1 protein-coding gene is annotated in these 23,490 nt (G+C 75.1%); it reads left to right on the top strand.

Annotation, left to right across the window (positions count from 1 at the left end; all coding sequences use genetic code 11):
• Positions 1-645 precede the first annotated feature (645 nt).
• Positions 646-23,490: an SDR family NAD(P)-dependent oxidoreductase gene (locus ACZ55U_RS13080; protein WP_465525575.1), complete on the top strand. Its 22,845-nt coding sequence runs from the start codon at positions 646-648 to the stop codon at positions 23,488-23,490.

Consider the following 23,490-nt stretch of genomic DNA (forward strand, 5'->3'; position numbering starts at 1 on the left):
GTGATCGCCGTGCGGGGTCTTCCCGGGTGGCCGGATGACGGTCGAGGACGTTCTGCCGCGCGAGTGCGGATGGGATTCTAGGGCGTTGTCACCGGCGGCGTCGACGGTGCCCGTGAACCCGGCCCGGGTTCGGCGGCGCGGGGTGTGGACGAACTACCGTGACGGCACCGGCAGGTTCACCGGCGGATTCGTCGCCGGGTCCGCCGGCCGCACCGCGACGGGCCGTCCGTGAGAAACGACGCGTTTCCCGGGACACGGTTGGATCTCGCCACGGGACGCCTCGGTCATGCAGGGCATATGACGTTGTGATGTGCCTCGTTTGAGACAGCCTTCGCGTGGCCTATGGCGATGGCGTGATGTTGCTGCCATGCTCGTTCGCGCCGCGGACGATCACCGCCCCGGCCCCAATGCTCAGCTCACCAGTGCATCTCCTCGGGGAGCGTCGCCGACGCCGTCGCTCCCGGGGACCGCTCCACTGATCCAGGCGCCTGAAGCGCGGCCGAGTCCGGGGTCGATACCACCGGGTCGCCGGGCTGCCCGCGCGCTCGATGATCCGGCCGCCCGTGCGGTCGGGGCCGCACCATCGGGACTGCTACGGAAACACCCCGCCTTCCTTCATTCCCCGGCTCACGAGGTGTCGATGTGATGCGCTTCCCCCTGGATTCGGACGCTGGTCGTATCGCGGTCATCGGAATGGCGGGCAGGTTGCCGAAAGCCCCGGATCCGAAGGCGTTCTGGCGACTGCTGTGCGACGGGACCGACGCGATCACCGCGCCGCCCGCGGGCAGACAGGGCGTGCGGCACGGCGGCTACCTGGACCGGGTGGACGGCTTCGACGCGGCGTTCTTCGGGGTGTCCCCGCGCGAGGCCGCCGGCATGGACCCGCAGCAGCGGCTCATGCTCGAACTCGCCTGGGAGGCACTGGAGGACGCCCGGATCGTGCCGAGCACGCTGACGGGCGGTCCGACGGGGGTGTTCGTCGGCTCGATGTGGGAGGACTACACGTCCCTGGCCTACCCCGGTCACATCACCCCGCACACGCTGACCGGCACCAGCCGGGGCGTCATCGCCAACCGCGTCTCGCACTTTCTCGGCGTGCGCGGACCGAGCATGACGGTCGACACGGCCCAGTCGTCGGCGCTGGTCGCCGTGCACCTGGCGGTCGAGAGCCTGCGCCGCGGCGAGTCGGCGCTCGCCCTGGCCGGCGGGGTGAACCTCAACCTGACCGCCGCCCGCGAGGAGGGAGCGGCGGAGTTCGGCGGCCTGTCCCCGGACGACCGCTGCTTCACCTTCGACGCCCGGGCCAACGGCTTCGTCCGCGGCGAGGGCGGCGCCTTCGTCGTCCTGAAACCGCTGGACCGGGCCCTGGCCGACGGGGACCGCGTCTACGGCGTCATCCGGGGCAGCGCGGTCAACAACGACGGCGCCACCCGGAGCCTGACCGTGCCCAGCGCCCAGGCCCAGGAACAGGTCATCCAGGAAGCGCTGGCCCGCGCCGGAGTGCGTCCCGCGGACGTCCAGTACGTGGAGCTGCACGGCACCGGCACCGCCGTCGGCGACCCCGTCGAGGCCGCCGCCCTCGGCGCGGCCTACCGCGACCCGGCCGAGGCCGGCGACGCGGACGCCCTGCGGGTCGGGTCCGCCAAGACGAACGTCGGCCACCTGGAAGGCGCCGCGGGCATCGTCGGTCTGCTCAAGGCCGTCCTCAGCGTGCACCACCGGGCACTGCCGCCGAGCCTGAACCACGAGACCCCCAACCCCGGCATCCCCCTCGACGCACTGGCGCTGCGGGTCCAGACCGCCCTGACCCCGTGGCCGCGGCCGGACGCGCCCCTGCTCGCCGGCGTGTCGTCGTTCGGCATGGGCGGCACCAACGCGCACGTGATCGTCGAGCAGGCGCCCTACCCGGCCGCCCCGCCGGCCCGGCGGCCCGCCCCCGGGGCCGGTCCGGCGCCGTGGATCGTCACGGCGCGGACCAAGCAGGCGCTCCGAGCGCAGATCGAGCGCCTGCGCGAACACGTGCGCAGCCACCCGGACCTGACCGGCGCCGAGGTCGCCCACGCGCTGGCCACCACCCGGACCCGCTTCGCGCACCGCGCGGTCCTGCTCGACTCCGTCCAGGTCGCCGCCGGCCGGGCCGGCACCCCGGGCCGCACCGTCTTCGTGTTCCCCGGCCAGGGCGCGCAGTGGGTCGGCATGGGCCGGGAGCTGTACGCCGCGTACCCCGTGTTCCGGGCCGCCATGGACGAGTGCGCCCGGGCCCTGGCCCCGCACACGGACTGGTCCCTGGCCGACGTCCTGGACGGCGCCCCGCTCGACCGCGTGGACGTGGTGCAGCCCGCCCTGTTCGCGGTGATGGTGTCCCTGGCACGACTGTGGCGCTCCTTCGGGGTCGAGCCCGACGCGGTGGTCGGGCACTCACAGGGCGAGATCGCCGCGGCGTACGTCGCGGGCGCGCTGTCGCTCTCCGACGCGGCCAGGATCGTGGCCCTGCGCAGCCGCGCGCTGGTGGCGCTGACCGGCCGGGGCGGCATGGTCTCCGTGGCCCTGTCCGCCGAGCGGGCCGAGGACCACGTGTCGCGCTGGGGTGACGCGCTGACGGTCGCCGTGGTCAACGGCGGGGGCTCGGTCGTGGTCTCCGGCGACACGCGGGCCCTGTCCGAACTGGCCGAGTCCTGCGCGGCGGACGGTGTCCGCGCACGCGTCGTCCCGGTGGACTACGCCTCGCATTCCGCGCACGTCGAGGCGATCCGCGAGCGGCTGCACACCGAACTGGACGGGGTGCGGCCGCGGCGGGGCACCATCCCGTACTACTCCGCGGTCACCGGCGGCCTCCTCGACGACACCACGGAGCTCGACGCCGGCTACTGGTACCGCAACCTGCGCGAGCCGGTCCGCTTCGACCTGGCCACCGCCGCCCTGCTGGCGGACGGGCACGACGTGGTGGTCGAGGTCAGCCCGCACCCGGTGCTGCTGCCCGTCCTCGAACAGGTCCTCGAACAGGACCGCGAGCGGACGGGCGCGTCCGGCGTCGCCACCGGCACGCTGGGCCGTGACCGGGGCGGGCCTGACGCCTTCCTGACCGCGCTGTCCCGGCTGTTCGTGGCCGGGGTGCCGGTCGACTGGTCCCCGGCCGTCGGCGAGGCCGCGCCGGTCGACCTGCCCACGTACGCCTTCCAACGCCGTTCGTACTGGCTGCCCGGCGCGACCACCGGGCCGGGCGGACAGCTCCCGGCCGGCCCGGGCGCGCACGCGGCGCAGGCCGCCGCGGCGGAGACCGCCGCGCCCGGCCGGCCGGACGGCGGCACGGACCCGGGCGACCCGGGGCCGGACGACACGGTCGACCCGGCCGCCGTGGTCACCGCGCAGATCGCGCTCGTGCTGGGCCACGAGGACCCCGCGGACATCGATCCCGCGCTCACCTTCAAGGACCTCGGCTTCGACTCGGTCACCGGCCTCGAACTGCGCAACCGCCTCGCCGGCGCCCTGGACCGGCGGCTGCCCTCCGGTCTCGTCTTCGACCACCCGACGCCCGCGGAGCTGATCGACTGGCTGCGCACCGGCCCCGGCGACCGGCCGGCCCCCGCCGCCACGTCCGCCCCCGACGACCCGGTCGTCATCGTGGGGATGGGCTGTCGCTTCCCCGGCGGGGTGGCCTCGCCGGACGACCTGTGGCGGCTCGTCGCGGAGGGCGGGGACGCGATCGGCGACTTCCCTGACGACCGGGGCTGGGACCTGGGCGGCCTGTACGACCCGCAGCCGCGCGGCGCGGGCACCACGTACACCGCCCGGGGCGGCTTCCTGGAGGCGGTGGCCGGCTTCGACGCCCCGTTCTTCGGCATCTCGCCCCGCGAGGCGCTCGCCATGGACCCGCAGCAGCGGATCGTGCTGGAGACGGCCTGGGAGACCTTCGAGCACGCCGGGATCGACCCGGCCTCGCTGCGCGGCAGCCACACCGGCGTGTTCACCGGCGTCTGGTCGTCCGGCTACGCGACCGGGCCGGGCCTGCCGGAGGACCTGGGGGGCTACCTGTTCACCGGCGTCGCGACCAGCGTCACCTCCGGCCGGGTCGCCTACCACCTCGGGCTGCGCGGCCCGGCGCTGTCCGTGGACACCGCCTGCTCGTCGTCCCTGGTCGCCGTCCACCTGGCCGCCCAGGCCCTGCGCGCGGGCGAGTGCTCGCTGGCGCTCGCCGGCGGTGTCACGGTCATGGCGACACCGCTGGGCTTCACCGAGTTCTCCCGCCGGCACGGCCTCGCGGCGGACGGCCGCAGCAAGCCCTTCGCCGCCGCGGCCGACGGCACCAGCTGGGCCGAGGGCGCCGGCTTGGTGCTGCTGGAACGCCTGTCGGACGCCCGCCGCAACGGCCACCGGGTGCTGGCGGTCGTCGCGGGAAGCGCGGTCAACCAGGACGGGGCGTCCAACGGGCTGACCGCGCCCAACGGTCCGTCGCAGGAACGGGTGATCCGTCAGGCCCTGGCGAACGCCGGGCTGGAGCCGTCCGAGGTGGACGCGGTGGAGGCCCACGGCACCGGCACCACCCTCGGCGACCCCATCGAGGCCCACGCCCTGCTGGCCGCCTACGGCCAGGACCGGGACGAGCCGCTGTGGCTGGGCTCGGTGAAGTCGAACATCGGCCACACCCAGGCCGCCGCCGGCGTCGCGGGCCTGATCAAGATGGTCATGGCGATCCGCCACGGGCGACTCCCGCGAACCCTGCACGTGGACGCCCCCTCCCCGCACGTCGACTGGGCGTCCGGCGCCGTCCGCCTGCTCACCGAGGCCCGGCCGTGGCCGGAGCACGAGCACCTGCGCCGCGCCGGCATCTCGGCCTTCGGCATCAGCGGCACCAACGCCCACCTGATCATCGAGCAGTCCTCCGACCCGGACCCCGGCCACCTCCCCGAACCCGCCGACCCGGCCGCCCCCACCGTCTGGCTGCTGTCGGCGAAGAGCGAGGCCGCGCTGCGCGCCCAGGCCGAGCGGCTGCACGCGTACGCGACCGCCCACGCCGACGTCCCGGCCGCCGCGATCAGCCGGGCACTGGCCGCCCGCACCCGGTTCGAGCACCGGACGGCGGTGGCCGGCGCCGACCGGGACGGCCTGCTGTCCGGCCTGGCCGCGCTCCCGACGGGACTGCCGGGCCTGCCGGCCCGTACCGGCGGGACGGTGTTCGTCTTCCCCGGACAGGGGGCGCAGTGGGCGGGCATGGGCCGCGACCTGTACGAGCAGTCCGAGGTCTTCCGCGCCGCCATCGACGCCTGCGCCGCCGCCCTGGCCCCCTACACGGACTGGTCGCTGGTCGACGAACTGCGCCACGGCTCGCTGGACCGCGTCGACGTGGTCCAGCCGGCCCTGTTCGCCGTCATGGTGGCGCTGGCCGACCTGTGGCGGTCCCACGGCGTGCGGCCGGACGCCGTGGTCGGTCACTCCCAGGCGGAGATCGCCGCCGCGTACGTCGCCGGCGCGCTGTCGCTGCGGGACGCCGCCAAGGTCGTGGCGTTGCGGTCCAGAGCCCTGACCGTCATCGCCGACCGGGGCGGCATGGTGTCCCTCGCGCTGTCCGTCGACCAGGCCGCCGGCTACCTGGCCCGCTGGGGCGAGCGGCTGACCACCGCCGTGGTGAACGGCCCCGCGGCGGTCGTGGTGTCCGGTGGCCTCGACGTGCTGGACGAACTGCTGGCGGCCTGCGAGGCCGACGGCGTCCGCGCCCGCCGCCTGCCCGTCGACTACGCCGCCCACTCCGCGCAGGTCGAGGCGATCCGCGAGCGGCTGCTCACCGAACTGACCGACCTCACGCCCCGCTCGGCGGAGATCCCGTTCTACTCCACGGTCACCGGTGAGCCGGTCGACACCTCCGCCCTCGACGCCGGCTACTGGTACCGCAATCTGCGCGAACCCGTACGGTTCGATCTGGCCACCGCCAAGCTCACCGCCGACGGTCACGACCTGTTCCTGGAAGTCAGCCCGCACCCGGTGCTGGTGCCCGCGCTGGAGGTCGCCGCCACCGGGACACTGCGCCGCGACCACGGCGGCCTCACCGAGTTCCTCGCCGCGGCGGGACGCCTCTACGCCGCCGGTGCCGACGTCGACTGGAATCCGGTCCTGCCCCGCACCGCACCCCGGGCGGACCTGCCCACGTACGCCTTCCAGCGCGAGCCCTACTGGGTGACCGCGACCCCGCCGGCGCCCCGGGACGACTGGCGGTACGAGGTGGCGTGGGCGCCGACGAGCGCTGCCGCGGCCCCGGTGGACCCGGAGCGCTGGCTCGTCCTGGCCCCGGCCGGGCACCCGTGGGCCGAGGCCCTGCGCGAACGGGGCTTCGCGGTGGCCGACAGCTGGGACGCGGCCGGCACCCGGGACGCGGCCGGCACCGGGGACGCCCGGCCCGGGCCGGACGGTGTGCTGTCGCTGCTGGCGCTGGACGAGCAGCCGCACCCCGACCACCCGGTGCTCCCGGCGGGCCTGGTCCGCACCCTCGACCTGATCCGCACCCTGGACCCGGCGCACGGCCCGGGCCCGGTGAGGACGGCCGCCGTCCCGCTGTGGTGCGCGACCAGCGGCGCCGTGAGCATCTCGGGCACCGACCCGGTCACCAGCCCGGCCCAGGCCCTGGCGTGGGGCACCGGCGCGTCCGCGGCGCTGGAGTTCCCGCACCGCTGGGGCGGCCTGGTCGACCTTCCCGCCGCGCCCGACGAGGAGAGCGTGAACGCGCTGCTCCTCGTGCTCGCCGACACGGGCGAGGACCAGGTGGCGATCCGCGGCGCCCGGCGCTTCGCCAAGCGGCTGCGGCGCAAGGCCGCACCGGGCCCGGCCGCGCGGCCCTGGCGGCCGGCCGGCACGGTGCTGGTCACCGGCGGCACCGGCGCGCTCGGCGGGCACGTGGCCCGCCGCCTGGCGCGGCAGGGCGCGGAGCACCTCGTGCTGGTCTCCCGCGGCGGCCCCGGCGCACCCGGCGCGGCCGGCCTGCGGGAGGAACTGGAGGCGGCGGGGGCGCGGGTGACGGTCGCGGCGTGCGACGTGGCCGACCGGGACGCCCTCCGGGACCTCGTCGAGCGCGTCGGCGACGTCCGCGCGGTCTTCCACACCGCCGGAGTGATCAGGGCGACCAGGCTGGCCGACACGACACCGGCCGAGTTCGCCGAGGTCGTCACGGCCAAGGTCGCCGGGGCGGCGAACCTGGCGGAACTCCTGCCGGACCTCGACGCCTTCGTGCTGTTCTCCTCCACCGCGGGCGTGTGGGGCGACGGCCACGGCGCGGCCTACGCCGCCGGCAACGCCTTCCTCGACGCCCTGGCCGCACACCACCGCGCCCGGGGCCGCGCCACGACCTCCGTCGCGTGGGGCATCTGGGCCGAGGGCGGCATGGCGGCCCTGGAGCCCGTGCAGCGCCAGCGCGCCCTGCTCGGCCTCGGCGAACTGGACCCGGGCCGGGCACTCGACGCGTTGCAGGACGTCCTCGACCACGACGAGGCCCTCGCGGTCGTCACCGAGGCCGACTGGGCACAGTTCGCCCGCGCCTACACCCACGCGCGGCCGAGCCGGCTGCTGCGCGACCTGCCCGAGACCCACAGCCGGCCGCGGGCCCCCCGGCCCGCGCCCCCCGCCGGCGGCCCCGACCTGCTGGAGTTGATCACCACTCACGTCGCCGGGGTGCTGGGGCACGCCACCCCCGAGCGGCTCGACCCCCGGCAGGCGTTCAAGGACCTGGGCTTCGACTCGCTGACCGCGGTGGAACTGCGCAACCGCCTGACCGCCGCGCTCGGGGTGAGGCTGCCCGCCACCCTGGTCTTCGACCACCCCACCCCGGCACGGCTGGCCGCCCACCTGTCCGGCGAGTCCGGCGAGCCGGACGCGCCGCAGGCCCCGGCCCCGGCCGCGACGGACGAGCCGATCGCGGTCATCGGCATGGGCTGCCGCTACCCCGGAGGCATCGCCACCCCCGAGGATCTGTGGCGGCTGGTCGCGGACGGCGGGGACGCGGTCGGCGACTTCCCGACCGACCGGGGATGGGACCTCGACCGCCTGTACGACCCGACGGGAAGGCGCCCCCGTACGTCGAGCACCTCCCGGGGCGGCTTCCTCGACGCCGCCGGCGACTTCGACGCGGCGTTCTTCGGGATATCGCCCCGCGAGGCGCTCGCCATGGACCCGCAGCAGCGCATCCTGCTGGAGACCGCCTGGGAGACCATCGAGTACGCCGGTATCGACCCGACCGCGCTGGAGGGCACGTCCACCGGCGTGTTCACCGGCATCTGGTCCACCGGCTACGCCACCGGGCCGGTCCCCGACGACCTGGAGGGCTACCAGGTCACCGGCACCGCGTCCAGCGTGGGGTCCGGCCGGCTGGCGTACCAGCTGGGCCTGCTCGGCCCGGCACTCTCCCTGGACACCGGCTGCTCGTCGTCCCTGGTGGCCCTGCACCTGGCCGCTCAGGCGCTGCGCTCGGGAGAGTGCTCCCTGGCCCTGGCCGGCGGCGTCACCGTCAACGCGGCGCCCACGCTGTTCACCGAGATGTCCCGGCAGGGGGCGAGCGCGCCCGACGGCCGCAGCAAGTCCTTCGCCGCCGCGGCCGACGGGGCGGGCTGGGCCGAGGGCGCCGGCCTGCTGCTGCTGGAACGCCTGTCCGACGCCCGCCGCAACGGCCACGAGGTGCTGGCGGTCGTCCGAGGCTCCGCCACCAACCAGGACGGCGCCTCCAACGGCCTGACCGCGCCCAACGGCCCCTCCCAGGAGCGGGTGATCCGTCAGGCCCTCGCCGGCGCCGGGCTGGAGCCGTCCGAGGTGGACGCGGTGGAGGCGCACGGCACCGGCACCACCCTCGGCGACCCGATCGAGGCCCAGGCACTCCTGGCGACGTACGGCCAGGGGCGGGACGAGCCGCTGTGGCTGGGCTCGGTGAAGTCCAACATCGGCCACACCCAGGCGGCGGCCGGAGCGGCCGGCCTGATCAAGATGGTGATGGCGATGCGGCACGGGCAGCTGCCGCGGACCCTCCACGTGGACGCGCCCACCCCGCACGTCGACTGGGCCTCCGGCGCGGTCCGCCTGCTCACCGAACCGGTCGCCTGGCCCGTGGCCGGGCGGCCACGGCGGGCCGGCGTCTCCGCCTTCGGGATCAGCGGCACCAACGCCCACGTCATCATCGAGGAGAGCGTCCTCGAACGGCCCGCCGGGACCGACTCCTCCGCAGCCCCTCCCCGGGGGCGCGCGGACGACCAGGTCCTCTGGCCGCTGTCGGCGAGGTCCGAGGCGGCGTTGCGGGAGCAGGCACGCCGGCTGGGCGCGTTCACCGCCGACCACCCCGAGGTGAGCGCGGCGGCGGTCGGGGGTGCTCTGGCCGCCCGCACCGCGTTCGAGCACCGGGCCGTGGTGGTGGGCACCGCCGAGGCCCTGGACGCCCTGGCGGAGGGCCGGTCGGTGCCGGGTCTGGTGACCGGGACGGCCCGTCCGGTGGGTCGGTCGGTGTTCGTGTTCCCGGGTCAGGGTGCGCAATGGGTGGGCATGGGTGGGGAGTTGTACGGCTCGGAGCGGGTGTTCCGGGAGGTGATCGACGCGTGTGACGCGGCGCTGGCGCCGTACACGGACTGGTCGCTGGTGGAGGTGCTGACCGGCGGTGGTTCGCTGGAGCGGGTCGACGTGGTGCAGCCCGCCTTGTTCGCGGTGATGGTGGCGCTGGCGGAGGTGTGGCGGGCCCACGGTGTGGAGCCCGATGCCGTCGTCGGGCATTCGCAGGGCGAGATCGCGGCGGCGTACGTGGCGGGGGCGCTGTCGCTGGAGGACGCCGCCAAGGTGGTCGCACTGCGCAGCAGGGCCCTGGTCGCCCTGGCCGGACACGGCGGCATGGTCTCGGTCGCGCTCTCCGCGGACGAGGCCGCCGGATACCTGAGCCCCTGGGGCGACCGGATCACCGTCGCGGTGGTCAACTCCGCCTCGACCGTCGTCGTGTCCGGTGAACCCGGGGCCCTGGGCGAACTGCTGGCGGCCTGTGAGGCCGACGGCGTGCGCGCCCGCGCCATCCCCGTCGACTACGCGGCGCACTCGGCCCAGGTCGAGGCGGTCCGCGAGCGGCTGCTCACCGAGCTGGCCGACGTCGCACCGCGCCCGGCGGCGGTCCCGTTCTACTCCACGGTCACGGGTGAGCCGGTCGACACCTCCGGCCTCGACGCCGGCTACTGGTACCGCAACCTGCGCGAACCCGTACGGTTCGACCTGGCCACCGCCAAGCTCACGGCCGACGGCCACGAGGTGTTCGTGGAGGCCAGCCCGCACCCGGTGCTGACGCATGACCTGGACGGCGTGGCGACCGGCACCCTGCGCCGCGACCACGGCGGCATCGGGGAATTCCACACCGCCCTGGCCCGCCTCCACGTCCAGGGCGTCGCCGTGACCTGGCCGCACGACCGCCCGCACGGCGTCAGGCTGCCGAGCTACGCCTTCCAGCGCGGCACCTACTGGCTCACCCCCGCGGCCGGCGACCACGGCACCGGGCACCCGCTGGCGGGCACCACGGTCGAACTGCCCGACGGGAGCACCGTGCACAGCGGCCGTGTCTCCACCCGCACCCACCCCTGGCTGGCCGACCACGCCGTCGACGGCACGGTCCTGCTGCCGGGCACCGCCTTCCTCGAACTCGCCGCCCTGGCCGGCGGGACGGTCGACGACCTGGTCCTGCACCTGCCCCTCGCGCTCTCGGACACGCCCACGGACATCCGGGTCTCGGTCGGCGCCCCGGACGACGCCGGCCGCAGCCCGGTCACCGTCCACTCCAAGGGCGGCGACGGCTGGGTCCGCCACGCGTCCGGAACCCTCGGCGGCCAGGTGACGGCCGGCCGCCTCGACTGGCCCCCGAGGAACGCCGAACCCGTGGACCCCGAAGGGTTCTACGCCTTCCTCACCGGACTCGGATACCAGTACGGACCGGCGTTCCGGGGCGTGCGGGAGCTGTGGCGCGGCGAGGACGACCTGTACGCCGAGGTGGCCGTCCCCGACGGCGCCCGCTTCGGCATCCACCCCGCGCTCCTGGACGCCGCGCTCCAGCCGCTGATCCTGCTCAGCCCCGACACCCGGGTCCGGCTGCCGTTCTCCTTCTCCGGCGTCGCCGTGCACACCACCGGCGTGTCCTCCGCCCGGGTCCACCTGGCCCGCACGGGCACCGACACCTACCGCGCGACCCTGACCGACCTGTCCGGCGACCCGGTCGCGGACATCACCGGCCTGACCGTCCGCCCGGCCGCCGAGGCCCGGGCCGCGGTGCTGCACACCCGGTGGGTGCCCCTCACCGCGAGCACACCGACCGAGGTGGTGCCCAGCCCGGTCCTCACCGCGGGCGCCGACGCGGACTCCGTGCACGCCCTCGTCCAGCGGGCCCGCGCGCTCGTCCAGGACTTCCTGGCCGAGCGGCCCGAGCGGCCCGAGCGGCCCGAGCGGGCCGCCGCACGCCTGGCCGTCCTGACCCGCGGCGTGGCCGGCGCGGCCGTCCGCGGCCTGGTCCGCAGCGCCGCCGCCGAGCACCCCGGCCGGTTCGTCCTGGTCGACCTGGGCGACGCGTCGGAGGAGGACGCGGTCCGGGCCGCCATGACAGCCGGAGACGAACCCGAACTGGCCCTGCGCCGGGACGGCGTCCTCGTACCGCGCCAGGCCAGGTACGCGCCCGAACTGACCGCCCCCGACGGCGCGTACCGGCTGAGCGAACCCGGCACCGGCCAACTGGACGACCTGGCCCTGACGCCCTGGCAGGAGCCCGCGCTGGCACCCGGACAGGTGCGGGTCGCCGTACGAGCGGCCGGCCTGAACTTCCGCGACGTGCTCATCGCCCTCGGCGTGTACCCGGACCGGCCCCCGCTGGGCGGCGAGGCGGCCGGCACCGTCCTGGAGGTCGGCCCCGGCGTCACGGCCTGGCGGCCGGGCGACCGCGTCATGGGAATGGTGCCCGGCGCCTTCGGGCCGCGCGCGGTCACCGACCACCGGCTCCTGACGGCGATCCCCGACGGCTGGAGCTTCACCGAGGCGGCGTCGGTGCCCGTCGCGTTCACCACCGCCTGGTACGGGCTGTTCGACCTCGGCGAACTGCGCCCCGGTGACCGGGTCCTGGTCCACTCCGGCGCGGGCGGTGTGGGCATGGCCGCCATCCGGCTGGCCCTGAACAGCGGCGCGGAGGTCTTCGCCACCGCGAGCCCCGCCAAGTGGGACACCCTGCGGCGCCTCGGGCTGGCGGACGACCACATCGGTTCGTCCCGCGACACCCGGTTCGCCGACCGGTTCCCGGCCATGGACGTCGTCCTCAACTCCCTCGCGGGAGAACTCACCGACGCCTCCCTGCGGCTGCTCGCCGACGGCGGACGGTTCGTCGAGCTGGGCAAGACGGACGTCCGCTCACCCGAGGGCCTGGTCTACCGGGCCTTCGACCTCAACGACGTCGACCCCGCGCGGCAGGGCGCCATCCTCGCCAAGGCCGTGGCGATGGTCGCCGACGGGACGCTGGAGCCGCTGCCGGTCACCGCCGCGGACCTGCGCCAGGCCGTCGACTCCTTCCGGCTGATGAGCCAGGCCCGCCACACCGGCAAGATCGTCCTCACCGTCCCCCGGCCGATCGACCCCGACGGCACCGTGCTGATCACCGGCGGCACCGGCACCCTCGGCCAGGCCGTCGCCCGGCACCTGGTGTCCCGCCACGGGGTCCGGCACCTGCTGCTCGTCAGCCGCGGCGGCGGAGCGGTGCCGCATCTGGAGCAGCCGCAAGGGGACGTCGACGTGCGGGTCGAGGCCTGTGACGTCGCGGACCGGGACGCGCTGGCGGCCGTCCTGGACTCGATCCCGGCCGAACATCCGCTCACCGCCGTCGTCCACGCGGCCGGCGTGCTCGACGACACCGTGGTGGAACGGCTGACCGCGGAGCGCCTCGACGGGGTGCTGCGCCCCAAGGTCGACGGCGCCTGGCACCTGCACGAGCTGACCCGCGAGCACGACCTCGCCGCCTTCGTGCTGTTCTCCGCCGCCGCGGGTGTCCTCGGCAACGCCGGCCAGGCCGGCTACGCCGCCGCGAACTCCTACCTCGACGCCCTCGCCGCACACCGGCAGAGCCTCGGACTGCCCGCCGTGTCGATGGCCTGGGGCCACTGGGAGCAGGAGAGCGGCATGACCGCCCACCTCACCGCGGCCGACCGCCGACGCCTCGCCCGCCAGGGCATCCGCCCCATCGGCACCGAACGCGCCCTGGCCATGTTCGACACCGCGCTCGCCGCCGGACGACCCGCGCTGACCACGGCCGACCTCTCGATGCCGCAGTCCCTGCCGACGCCCAAGGCCCCCGCCTCGGACCTGCTGTCCCTGGTCGCCGCCCACACCGCCACCGTCCTCGGCCACTCCGACACCGCCGCGATCACCCCCGGACTCGCCTTCCGCGACCTCGGCTTCGACTCCCTGACCTCCGTGGAACTGCGCAACCGCCTCGCCGGCGCCACCGGCCTGCGGCTGCCCGCGACCCTCGTCTTCGACCACCCCACCCCCGCCGACCTCGCTGACCACCTCGCGGCCGAACTCTCCGGTCGGGACAGGAGTACGGCGGCGGTGGTGCCGGAGGTGTCGGCGGGTGGTGGGGCCGATCCGGTGGTGATCGTGGGCATGGGGTGCCGGTTGCCGGGTGGGGTGGGGTCGCCGGGTGAGTTGTGGGGTCTGGTGTCGGGTGGGGTGGATGCGATCGGGGGGTTTCCGGGTGATCGGGGGTGGGATCTTGAGGGGTTGTTCCATCCGGACGCGGATCATCCGGGGACGTCGTACACGCGGTCGGGTGGGTTTCTGAGGGATGCGGCGGGGTTCGATGCCGATTTCTTCGGGATCTCGCCGCGTGAGGCGTTGGCGATGGATCCGCAGCAGCGGGTGCTGCTGGAGACGGCGTGGGAGACGCTGGAGGACGCGGGGATCGATCCGACGTCGTTGCGGGGCAGTCAGACGGGCGTGTTCACGGGCATCTGGTCCTCCGGCTACGTCGGCAGCCCCGACCAGGCACCGCCCGACACCGAGGGCTACCTCGCCACCGGCATCTCGCCGAGCATCACCTCCGGCCGGGTCTCCTACCTGCTGGGCCTCCAGGGCCAGGCCGTGTCCGTCGACTCCGCCTGCTCCTCGTCACTGATGGCGATCCACCTCGCCACACAGGCGCTGCGCTCGGGGGAGTGCTCACTCGCCCTGGCCGGCGGGGTGACCGTGAGCGTGACCCCGCTCCAGTTCACGGAGTTCTCCCGCCAGCGTGCCCTGGCCCCTGACGGCCGGTGCAAGCCCTTCTCGTCGACGGCCGATGGTACGGCGTGGGGTGAGGGCGCGGGGTTGGTGCTGCTGGAGCGGTTGTCGGACGCCCGTCGCAACGGTCACCGGGTGCTGGCGGTGGTGCGGGGGTCGGCGGTCAATCAGGACGGGGCGTCCAACGGGCTGACCGCGCCCAACGGCTCCTCCCAGGAACGCGTCATCCGTCAGGCGCTGGCGAACGCCGGGCTGGAGCCGTCCGAGGTGGACGCGGTGGAGGCGCACGGTACGGGGACGACGCTCGGCGACCCCATCGAGGCCCAGGCACTCCTGGCGACGTACGGCCAGGGGCGGGATGAACCGTTGTGGCTGGGGTCGGTGAAGTCGAACATCGGGCACACGCAGGCCGCCGCCGGTGTGGCGGGGGTGATCAAGATGGTGATGGCGATGCGGCACGGGCAGTTGCCACCGACGCTGCACGTCCAGGAGCCCACGCCGCACGTCGAGTGGGACACCGGTGACATCCGGCTGCTGACCGAGGCCCGGCCGTGGCCGGAGACGGGGCGTCCCCGCCGCGCGGGCATCTCGGCCTTCGGGGCCAGCGGCACCAACGCCCACGTCGTCATCGAGCAGTTCCCGGAGGGCACCTCCGAACGGGAGGAAGTCCCCGGACCACCCGCCGCGGACGACTCCGCGGAGCCCACCGTGTGGCTGCTGTCCGGCAAGACGGACGACGCCCTGCGCGCCCAGGCCCGACGGCTCGCGGACCACATCACCGCCCACCCCGAACTCCGCTCGGCCGCGATCGGACGGGCCCTCGCCACCACCCGCACCATGCTCGCCCACCGGGCGGCCCTGGTGGGCAGCACCCGGACCGACCTCCTGGCGGACCTGGCCGCCCTCGCCGACGGAGACCCCCGCGTCATCACGGGCGTGGCCGGTTCGCCGGGTCGGTCGGTGTTCGTGTTCCCGGGGCAGGGTGCTCAATGGGTGGGCATGGGTGGGGAGTTGTACGGCTCGGAGCGGGTGTTCCGGGAGGTGATCGACGCGTGTGGGGCGGCGCTGGCGCCGTACACGGACTGGTCGTTGGTGGAGGTGCTGACCGGCGGTGGTTCGCTGGAGCGGGTCGACGTGGTGCAGCCGGCCCTGTTCGCGGTGATGGTGGCGCTGGCGGAGCTGTGGCGGGCTCACGGGGTGGAGCCCGATGCCGTCGTGGGGCATTCGCAGGGCGAGATCGCGGCGGCGTACGTGGCGGGGGCGTTGTCGCTGGAGGACGCCGCCAGGGTGGTCGCGCTGCGCAGCAGGGCCCTGGTGGCTCTGGCGGGCCAGGGCGGGATGGTGTCGGTCGGTCTCGGGCACGAGCGGGCCGTCGAGTTGGTGGCCCGCTGGGGCGGGCGGCTGACGGTGGCGGTGGTCAACGCTCCCGGTTCCGTCGTCGTGTCGGGCGACCTGGAGGCGCTGGAGGAACTGCTGGCGGTCTGTGAGGCGGACGGCGTGCGCGCCCGCCGCCTGCCCGTCGACTACGCCGCCCACTCCGCCCAAGTCGAGGCGCTCCGCGAGCAGTTGCTCACCGAGCTGGCCGGCATCAGGCCCCGCTCGGGGGCGATCCCGTTCTACTCCACGGTGACCGGCGAGGAGATCGACACCTCCGCCCTCGACGCCGGCTACTGGTACCGCAACCTCCGCGAACCCGTACGCTTCGACCACGCCGTCGAGGCCCTCACCCAGGACCGGCACGGCGTGTTCGTGGAGGTCAGCCCGCACCCCGTCCTGGTGCCGGTGATGGACGGCGTCGTGACCGGCACGCTGCGCCGCGGCGGAGGCAGGCAGGAGTTCCACCTCGCCCTGGCGCGCCTCCACACGCAAGGCGTGGCCGTCGACTGGACGCCCGTCTTCCCCGGCGAGCCCCACCACGTCCCGCTGCCGACGTACGCCTTCCAGCACCGGCCGTACTGGCTGAACCCGGCCGCCGCGAAGGGCGACGTGTCGGCGGCGGGACTGGAATCGGCCGGTCACCCGCTGCTCGGGGCCGTCGTCGAACTGGCCGGGGACGAGGGCGTCCTGCTCACGGGGCGGCTCTCGACGGCCACCCGGCCGTGGCTGGCCGACCACGTCGTCCTGGGCTCCGTGCTGCTGCCCGGCACCGTGTTCGTCGAGCTCGCCCTGCACGCCGGACGGCAGTCCGGCTGCGACGTCCTGGACGAACTGGTGCTGGAGGCCCCCATGGTCCTGCCGGACGACGGTTCCGTGCCGGTCCAGGTCGCCGTCGGAGCCCCGGACGGGAGCGGCCGACGCCCCGTCACCGTGCACTCCCGGACCGGCGGCAGCTGGCTGCGGCACGCCACCGGCACGCTGGCGACCGCCGGACGCCCCCACCCGTACGACACCGGCGAGCCCTGGCAGCCGGCCGGGGAGCCCGTCGACCTGACCGACTTCTACGACACCCTCGCCGCCCAGGGCTACGAGTACGGGCCGGTGTTCGCGGGCGTGCGCGAGATCCGGCGGCAGGGCGACGAGCTCTACGCCGAGGTGGCGCTGCCCGCCGACGCCCGCGACCGCTTCGGTCTCCACCCCGCGCTGCTCGACGCCGCGCTCCAGCCGCTGACCCTGCTGGCGGCCGGCCGCCTGCCGTTCTCCTTCGCCGGGGTGTCGATGCGGAAGGCCGGCTCCACGGCCAGGGTCCGCCTCACACCCACCGGCCCCGACACCTTCCGGGTGGCGCTCGCCGACGAATCCGGGCCGCTGGCGGCGATCGAGGCGCTGACCGTGCGCCACCGGCCGCCGGGCATGCCGGCGCCCGGGACGAACCAGCTCTTCCGGCTCGACTGGGTGCCCGTCGAGAGCACCGGCGACGCTCCGGCCGTCCACCACGTCACGCCCCCGGCGGGAGACCCCGTGGCCGCCGCGCACGCCGTCGCCGCCGAGACGCTGGGCGTGCTCCAGGACTTCCTGCGCGACGGGGACGGCCGGCTGGCCGTCGTGACCCGCGGGGCGGTCGGGCCGGACCCCGTCGACCTGCCGTCCAGCGTCGTCTGGGGCCTGGTCCGCGCGGCCCAGGCGGAACACCCCGACCGGTTCGTGCTCGTCGACACCGACGACCGCGCCCTCGTCGCGGGGGACGAACCGCAGCTCGTCGTCCGCGACGGCGCCGCCCACGCCGCCCGCCTGGTGCGGGCCGAAGCCGCCCCGGCACCCGGCCCGCTCGACCCGAACGGCACCGTGCTGATCACCGGAGGCACCGGGACACTGGGCCGCCTCGTCGCCCGGCACCTGCGCGACCGGCATGGCGTCCGGCACCTGCTCCTGCTCGGCAGGAACGCGGCGGAGGTGGACTTCGACGCCGAGGTGGTGGCCTGTGACGTGGCCGACCGGGAGGCGCTGGCGGCCGTGCTGGAGGCGATCCCGGCCGCGCATCCGCTGACCGCGGTCGTGCACGCGGCCGGTGTGCTCGACGACGGCGTCGTCGAATCCCTCACGCCCGGCCGGATCGCCCACGTGCTGCGGCCCAAGGCCGACGCCGCCTGGCACCTGCACGAACTGACGAAGGACCTCGGCCTGAGCGCGTTCGTGCTCTTCTCGTCCGCCGCCGGTGTGCTGGGCGGCCCGGGCCAGGCGAACTACGCCGCGGCGAACGCCTTCCTGGACGCCCTCGCCGTGCACCGGCGCGCCCTGGGCCTGCCGGGCGTGTCGCTGGCCTGGGGACAGTGGGCCGAGTCCAGCGGGCTGACCGAGCGCCTCACGGACACCGACCGCAAGCGCCTCGCCCGCGCCGGCGTGCTGCCGATGCCCACGGACCAGGCGCTGGCACTGTTCGACCTGGCCCTGGGCGCAGCCGATCCCGCGCTGGTCCCCGCACACCTCGACCTGTCGGCGGCGGCCACCCGCCTCCTGCTCAGCCGGCTCACCCGTACCCGGCCCGTCCGGCGCACGGACCGGCCCGGCCTGGGCAGGGAACTGGCGGCCCTGCCGGAGAGCGAGCAGCACAGCCGCGTCCTGGAACTGGTCACCGGCCAGACGGCCGCCGTCCTCGGCCACACCGACACCGCGGCCGTCAGCGCCGGGAGGGCCTTCAAGGACCTGGGCTTCGACTCGCTCACCGCGGTGGAACTGCGCAACCGCCTGTCCGCGGTCGCCGGGGTACGGCTGCCCGCGACGCTGACCTTCGACTACCCGACCCCCGAGGCGCTGGCCGGTCACCTGCGAGGCCTCCTGGTCGGTGCCCGGAGCCAGGCTCCGGCCCCACCCGTGCCGGTCGGGGTTGCGGTGCCGGGTGATCCGGTGGTGGTGGTCGGGCTGGGGGCCCGGTACCCGGGTGGCGTCGGCTCGGCGCGGGAGCTGTGGGGTTTGGTGGCAGGTGGGGTCGACGCGGTGGGAGAGTTCCCGTCGGATCGTGGGTGGGACGTGGGGCGTCTCTACGATCCGGCCGGCGGTCCGGGGAGGTCGTACACGCGCTGGGGCGGCTTCCTCCCGGATGCGGCGGGGTTCGATGCCGATTTCTTCGGGATCTCGCCGCGTGAGGCGTTGGCGATGGATCCGCAGCAGCGGGTGCTGCTGGAGACCGCCTGGGAGACCTTCGAGGACGCCGGGATCGATCCGACGTCGTTGCGCGGCAGCCAGACGGGCGTGTTCACCGGCATCTGGTCCTCGGGCTACGGTGCCGGGGCACAGCCGCCCGACCTGGAGGGCTACCTCTCGACGGGCACGGCGACGAGTGTGACCTCCGGGCGGGTGTCGTACCTGCTGGGGTTGGAGGGTCCGGCGGTCTCGGTGGACACGGCGTGTTCGTCGTCGCTGGTGGCGATCCATCTGGCGGCGCAGGCGCTGCGCTCGGGGGAGTGCTCGCTGGCGTTGGCCGGTGGGGTGACGGTGATGGCCACGCCGGCGGGGTTCGTCGAGTTCTCCCGTCAGGGGGGGCTCGCGGCCGATGGGCGGGTGAAGGCGTTCGCCGAGGCGGCCGACGGGACGGCGTGGGGTGAGGGCGCGGGGTTGGTGCTGCTGGAGCGGTTGTCGGACGCCCGCCGTAACGGTCACCGGGTGCTGGCGGTCGTCGCGGGGAGCGCGGTGAACCAGGACGGGGCGTCCAACGGGCTGACGGCGCCGAACGGTCCGTCGCAGGAGCGGGTGATCCGTCAGGCCCTTGCCAATGCCGGGTTGGAGGCGTCCGAGGTGGACGCGGTGGAGGCGCACGGCACCGGCACCACCCTCGGTGATCCCATCGAGGCTCAGGCGCTGCTGGCGACGTACGGCCAGGACCGGGTGGAGCCGTTGTGGCTGGGGTCGGTGAAGTCGAACATCGGGCACACCCAGGCGGCGGCGGGTGTGGCGGGTGTGATCAAGATGGTGATGGCGATGCGGCACGGGCAACTGCCGCCGACGCTGCACGTCGACGTGCCGACCTCCCACGTCGACTGGGAGTCCGGAAACGTCCGGTTGCTGACAGAGGCCCGGCCGTGGCCCGACAACGGCCACCCGCGTCGCGCGGGCGTCTCGGCGTTCGGCATCAGTGGCACCAACGCGCACGTGATTCTGGAGGCACCGCCCGAGTCCCCTGCCGCTTCAACTCCAGCCCCCGCGCCCGTCGTGCCACTGCCGTGGTTGCTGTCGGCGAAGTCGGACGCGGCCCTGCGCGACCAGGCCCGCAGGCTGCGCGCGTTCCTCGCCGAGCACCCCGAGGTCACACCGGCCGAGGTGGCCGCCGACCTGGCCGCGCGGGCCCGGTTCCCGCACCGGGCCGTGCTGACGGACCCGGCCGGCCTGGACGCGCTGATCGGTGGAGAACCCGGAATCGTCACCGGCACCGCCTCCCCTGGGAAGTCGGCGTTCGTGTTCTCCGGTCAGGGGGGTCAGTGGGCGGGGATGGGCCGGCGCTTGTACCGGGTGTTCCCGGTGTTCGCCCGGGTGTTGGACGAGGTGTGTGGGTTGCTGGACCTGCCGGTGGAGGTGCTGTTCGAGGACGGGGAGGGGGTGCTGGGGGAGACGCGGTTCACCCAGGGTGCGGTGTTCGCGTTGGAGGTGGCGTTGTTCCGGCTGGTGGAGTGGCTGGGGGTGCGGCCGGACTTCGTGGTGGGGCACTCGGTGGGTGAGGTGGCGGCGGCTCATGTGGCGGGGGTTCTGGGCCTGGAGGACGCGTGTGTGCTGGTGGGGGCGCGGGGCCGGTTGATGCAGGGGCTGGCGGGGGGTGGGGCGATGGTGTCGCTTCAGGCGTCGGTGGAGGAGGTGGTGGGGTCGCTGGTGCCGGGTGCCGAGGTGGCGGCGGTCAACGGGGTGGACGCGGTGGTGGTGTCGGGCGACGAGGCGGCGGTCGCGGCGGTGGGTGAGGTGTGGCGTGGCCGGGGTCGCCGGGTGAAGCGGTTGGCGGTGAGTCACGCGTTCCATTCGGCGCGGATGGATCCGGTGTTGGAGGAGCTGGGCCGGGTGGCGGGGGGTCTGTCGTTCGGTGAGCCGGTGATTCCGGTGGTCTCGACGGTGGCGGGGTGTCCGGTGGACCTGGGGGAGCCGGGGTACTGGGTGCGGCAGGTGCGGGAGCCGGTGCGGTTCGCCGATGCGGTGGAGTGGCTGGTGGGTCAGGGGGTTTCGGGGTTCGTGGAGGTGGGTCCGCATCCGCTGCTGGTGGGGACCGGGTTGATGCGGCGGGGTGGTGATTCTCCGGAGCGGTTGTTCGCGGGGCTGGGGCGGTTGTGGGCGGACGGCGCGGTGGGCTGGATGCCGCCGGTGACCGCGCCGGTGGGTGCGCGGGTGCCTTCGTACGCCTTCCAGCACCGGCGTTACTGGCTCCAGCCCACCACCCCGGCACCGACCGGTGACGGCCGGATCGACCACCCGCTCCTGCGGGACGCCATGGAACTCCCCGACGACAACGGCGTGGTGCTGACGGGCCGGCTCGACACCGCCGCGCAGCCGTGGCTCACCGAACACGTCATCTCGGGCTCCCCCCTGCTGCCCGCTGCGGCGTTCGTGGACCTGGCGCTCCGGGCCGGCGACCACGTCGGCTGCCCGGCGGTCGAGGACCTGACGCTGGAGACACCGCTGGTGGTGGCGGACGGCGTGCAGCTGTCCGTGACCGTCGGCCCCGACCGGGCGGGCCGGCGCGGCGTCTCGGTCCACTCGCGCGCGGACGGCGAGTGGGTCCGGCACGCCACCGGGACCCTGGGCGCCGCACCCGTCGCACCACGGGAGCCCTGGGCACGGCAGTGGCCCCCGCACGCCGAAGCCGTCGACCTCGACGCCTTCTACGACGACCTGGCCGACGCCGGATTCGCCTACGGCGCGGCCTTCCGAGGTCTGCGGGCGGCCTGGCGCGACGGCGACACTCTCTACGCGGAGGTGGCCGCACCCCCCGGCGACACCGGGTTCACCCTGCACCCCGCCCTGCTCGACGCCGCGATCCAGACCGTGACCGTCGCCGACGACCGGGCGAAGATGCCGTTCTCCTTCGCCGGGATCTCCCGGTGGCGCGGCGCCGAGCACGCCAGGGTCCGGCTGACCGTGACCGGCCGGGACACCTGTGCGATCGGCCTCGCCGACCAGTCGGGCGAGCCGCTCGCCGAGATGGCCTCGTTGACCCTGCGCCGGCCGGCCGGGGCCACCACCCAGGACGTGCCGTACCGAGTGGCGTGGCCGGTCCTGGAAGCGGCGACCACCGAGCCGGACATCCCGGTCCACCACGCCACCTCGCCCGTCGAGACCCTGCGGGTGATCCAGGACTTCCTCGCCACGGACACCCCGCGCCTGGTGGTCGCCACGCGCAACGCCGTGCCGGTTCGGCCGGGCGAGGACGTCGACCCGCACGCCGCCGCCGTCTGGGGCCTGGTCCGGTCGGCCGCCACCGAGCACCCCGGCCGGTTCGTACTGGTCGACGGTGACGACGGTGACGACGGCGGCGAGGTCCGGCTGGCCGGCGACGAACCCCAGCTCGCGATCCGCGCCGGCGCCGTCCACGTCCCCCGCCTCGAACGGGTGCGGACCGAACCGCTGCCCTCGCCGCTCAGCCCCGAGGGCACCGTGCTCGTCACCGGCGGCACCGGCACCCTGGGCGCCACGATCGCCCGCCACCTCGCCGAACGGCACGGCGTGCGGCACCTGCTGCTGGTCAGCCGGAGCGGCCCGGACGCCCCCGGCGCGGACGAGCTGACCGCCGACCTGGCGGCGCTGGGCGCGAGCGCCGACCTCGTGGCGTGCGACGTGTCCGACCGCGAGGCGGTGGCCCGCCTGCTCGCCGGACACCCGGTCACCTCGGTGATCCACGCCGCGGGCACGCTGGCCGACACCGTCGTGGAATCCCTCACCCCGCAGCAGTTCGCGCGTGTGTGGGAGCCGAAGGCCCTCGCGGCGCGGCACCTCCACGAACTGACCTCGGGCCTGGAGGCGTTCGTGCTGTTCTCCTCCGCGGCCGGTGTGCTGGGCGGCGCGGGCCAGGCCAACTACGCGGCGGCGAACGCGTACCTCGACGGCCTCGCCGCACACCGGCACGCCCAGGGACAGCCGGCCGTGTCGCTCGCCTGGGGCTACTGGGCGGAGGCCAGCGGCATGACCGGAGGCCTGACCGCCGTCGACCGGCACCGCCTGGCCAGGGCCGGCGTACGGCCGCTGCCGACGAGGGACGCGCTGGCCCTGTTCGACGCCGCGCTGACGGCGGGCACCCCCACCCTCGCCCCCGTCAGGTTCGACCTGCCGGCGCTGCGCCGAGTCGGCGACCCGCCCGCCCTGCTGCGGGAGCTGGTACGGCCCCGGCGCCGGCGGGCCGTCGACCGCGGATGGACGCAGGCCGACGTGCTGCGACTCGTCATGGGCCGGGTCGCCCTCGTCCTGGGGCACGCCTCACCGGAGGCGGTCAAGCCTGAACAGGCCTTCACCGACATCGGGTTCGACTCGCTCACCGCCGTGGAACTGCGCAACCAGCTCGACGCGGACACCGGCCTGCGCCTGCCCGCCACGCTCGTCTTCGACCACCCGACCCCGGCCCGCCTCGCCGCCTTCGTCCACACACGGCTGCGGGGCACCGAACCCGACCCCCTGCTCGCCGAACTCGACCGGCTCAAGTCCACCCTGGACGCGGCAGCCGCCGACGCCGACCACGAGACCGTCGCGGCCCGCCTGGAAACACTGCTCGCGGCCTGGACCGCCAGACGCACCGGCTCCGCGGCCGGTGTCGACGAGGCCAGCGACGACGAACTGTTCAGCCTTCTGGACGATGCGCACCGCATGACCGAGGTCATCCGCTCGGGCGAAGCCCGCAATGGTGAGGAGTAG

This window comes from Kitasatospora sp. NPDC034533 (assembly GCF_055575155.1).